The following is a 2,660-nucleotide window of genomic DNA, read 5'->3' on the forward strand; positions in this document are numbered from 1 at the left end:
GCGGTGGCCGCGGGCTCGAGGCGCTGGCCCGCAGGATCGTGCCGCGGGTCGGCTGGAAGGACCTGATCCTGCCCGAGCCGGTGAAGCGCGAGCTGGCCGCCATCGCCGACCAGATCCGCCACCGCGCGCGGGTCTATGACGAGTGGGGCTTCGGCGGGCGCATGCCCTCGGGGCGCGGGGTGACGGCGCTTCTGGCCGGGCCCTCGGGCGTGGGCAAGACCATGGCCGCCGAGGTGCTGGCGGGCGAGCTGGGGCTCGATCTCTACAAGGTCGACCTGTCGCGGCTGATCTCGAAATACATCGGCGAGACCGAGAAGAACCTGCGCCGGGTGTTCGATGCCGCCGAGGAGACCGGCGCCTGCCTGTTCCTCGACGAGGCCGACGCCTGCCTCGGCAAGCGCTCCGAGGTCAAGGACAGCCACGACCGTCACGCCAATATCGAGGTGAGCTACCTGCTGCAGCGGATCGAAAGCTACAGCGGCCTGTGCCTGCTGGCGACGAACCTCAAGAACAACATCGACACCGCGTTCCTGCGCCGCCTGCGCTTCGTCATCGACCTGCAGCTGCCCGATCAGGGCGAGCGCCTGAGGATCTGGGAACGCGCCTTCCCGCCCGAGACCCCGACGCAGGGGCTCGACATGGTGGCGCTGTCGCGGCTCGACATCAGCGGCGGCTCCATCGTGGTGATCGCGGTCAACGCGGCCTTCCTCGCGGCCTCCGAGTCTCGGCCGGTGACCATGGGCGACATCGCCCGCGCCGCGCGTGGCGAGTACCGCAAGCATGACAGGGCGTTCCGCGCGCCCTGGGTGGAGGGCGCATGAGACCGCCCCCGAAACCGACCCTGAAACCGACCCCGGCCGCCGCCGCGCAGAGCGTGCGCAGCGGCGTGGAGCGCGCGGCGGCTGCGCTGCCCCCGGGCGTGTCGGGGCATATCCCGCGCCTGCGTCTGCGGGTGCCGCAGGGGGCAGGACCCGAAGAGATCGCGCAGGCGATGCGCAGCGCGCTCTCCCGTGCCCGCCGCGAAGGAGAGGGCGAAGCATGACCGGCTGCGCCTGTTCCGTCCTGTCCGGTCGCCAGATCCGCGTCGCCCCGCGCGACAGCCGCGAGGAACGCCGCGCCGAAGCCATGGCCGATGCCGCCATGACAGGCCGTCCGGTCACGCACGGCGCGGGCGGGCGCGCGGACACGGTCTACCGCGCCTGCGCCGCCTGTGCCGCCGGCGGCAAGCCCTGCGCCGATTGCGAGGAAGAGGCGCTGCACCTCGCCCGCGACGGCACGGGCAGGGATGGCTCTGCCGCTGACGGTGCCGCCGCCGCGATCGCGGGCGGGGGAAGCCCCTTGTCCGGCCCCCTGCGGCAGTATTTCGAACCCCGCTTCGGTGCCGATCTCGGGGCCGTGCGTGTGCACCGCGACGCCGCAGCCGGGGCCGCCGCGCAGTCGATCGGCGCGCGGGCCTATGCGCACGGCGCCCACATCGGCTTCGCCCCCGGAGCGTGGGCGCCCGAGACGCAGGACGGCCGCCACCTGATTGCCCACGAGCTCGCCCACACGCTGGGCGCCGACGGCCAGCTGCACCGCGCCCCCGCCACCGACGACGAGACGGCGCCGCGCCCGCCGCGCGACATGGTCCGGCCGGTGCCGAACGTGCATTCGGAGTCCTTCGAGGACGATGCGGGCGGCGGCGGCACCTCCTTCGAGGAGATCCTCGAGACCGAGCCGATCCGCGCCGGACACCACGTGCAGGGCAAGGTCCGCCGCCGCGAGATCGCGCCCCGCACCGCCACCGAGGACCGCGAGGTGATCGCGGATCACAGGGCGCTGGTCGATTTCAACACCGACACCTGCGAGGTGCGCCTGCCGTTCCGCTTCGGGTTCAGGCGCTCGGCCGGGGACCCGAACAACCACAATTGCCAGGGCGACCCGATGTCGGGCCGGCCCGACATCGACGCCATCGCCGCGCGCTACATCGCCGCCGTCAACAGCAGCCTCAACGACCAGTTCAAGGTGCGGCTCACCGGCTGCGAGAACGACTGCGCCGGGGCCGACATCCCGATCCGCGTCAGCGTCAGCCGCGACGACACCGACGCCGACAAGACGATCCAGGTGGTGCCGCGCAGCGGCCGGGGCAGTGCGCGCTATCTCTGCGCCGGCAACTTCGAGGAAGGCTTCGCCGCGCACGAGGCCGGGCACCAGGTGCTGGGGCGCGGAGACGAGTACCCCGAGACCGACCCCAAGTCGCTCGAGGCGCATCGCAACCGGCGCCGGACCGAGCGGGTGCGACGCGACAACAACCGGATGGGCGAACGCCGCCGCTGGGGTCGCTTCGGCATGTTCCACGAGCGCGATTTCCGCCATGTGACGGCGTTCCTCAACCACATCTTCCCCGGCTGCACCGCCGAGCTGGTGCCGATCCGCCCCGTCATCCCGGAATTTCGTCCCTTCCTCCGGGCCGGGCTCGGCAGCCTCGACGGTGCGCTCTCGGGGCAATTGGGGGGCGGCCTCGACGTCGGCCTGCCGGTGACCCGCGACCGGCGCTGGCTGGCGCTGGTCGGGGCCGAGGCCAGCTATCTCGCCTCGCTCGACCTCGACAAGCGGCGCCTCGTGCTGGCGGGGATGCGGCTGGGGGTCGGGCGGCCGGGCCCCACCCCCCGGCCCCCCCC

Annotated in this window: 3 protein-coding genes; all 3 read left to right on the forward strand. The window is 73.0% G+C overall.

The window, feature by feature from the left end; genetic code table 11:
- Positions 1–821, forward strand: an 821-nt coding sequence (locus HC022_RS23610) for an ATP-binding protein (protein WP_167454031.1), incomplete at its 5' end; no start/stop codon positions are given.
- Positions 818–1,042 carry a hypothetical protein gene (locus HC022_RS23615; RefSeq protein ID WP_167454032.1) on the forward strand — a complete coding sequence of 75 codons (225 nt, stop codon included), beginning with the start codon at positions 818–820 and terminating at the stop codon, positions 1,040–1,042. The genes HC022_RS23610 and HC022_RS23615, both read left to right, overlap by 4 nt.
- A partial coding sequence (locus HC022_RS23620; protein ID WP_167454033.1) for a DUF4157 domain-containing protein occupies positions 1,039–2,660 on the forward strand: 1,622 nt, incomplete at its 3' end. The genes HC022_RS23615 and HC022_RS23620, both read left to right, overlap by 4 nt.

Origin of the sequence: Salipiger sp. HF18, assembly GCF_011806505.1 — a bacterium.
Lineage (GTDB): Bacteria > Pseudomonadota > Alphaproteobacteria > Rhodobacterales > Rhodobacteraceae > Salipiger > Salipiger thiooxidans.

Bases quoted from the DNA above. Each gene is read 5' to 3' on its own strand.
- HC022_RS23615 (WP_167454032.1), top strand. From the start codon at position 818: ATGAGACCGCCCCCGAAACCGACCCTGAAACCGACCCCGGCCGCCGCC.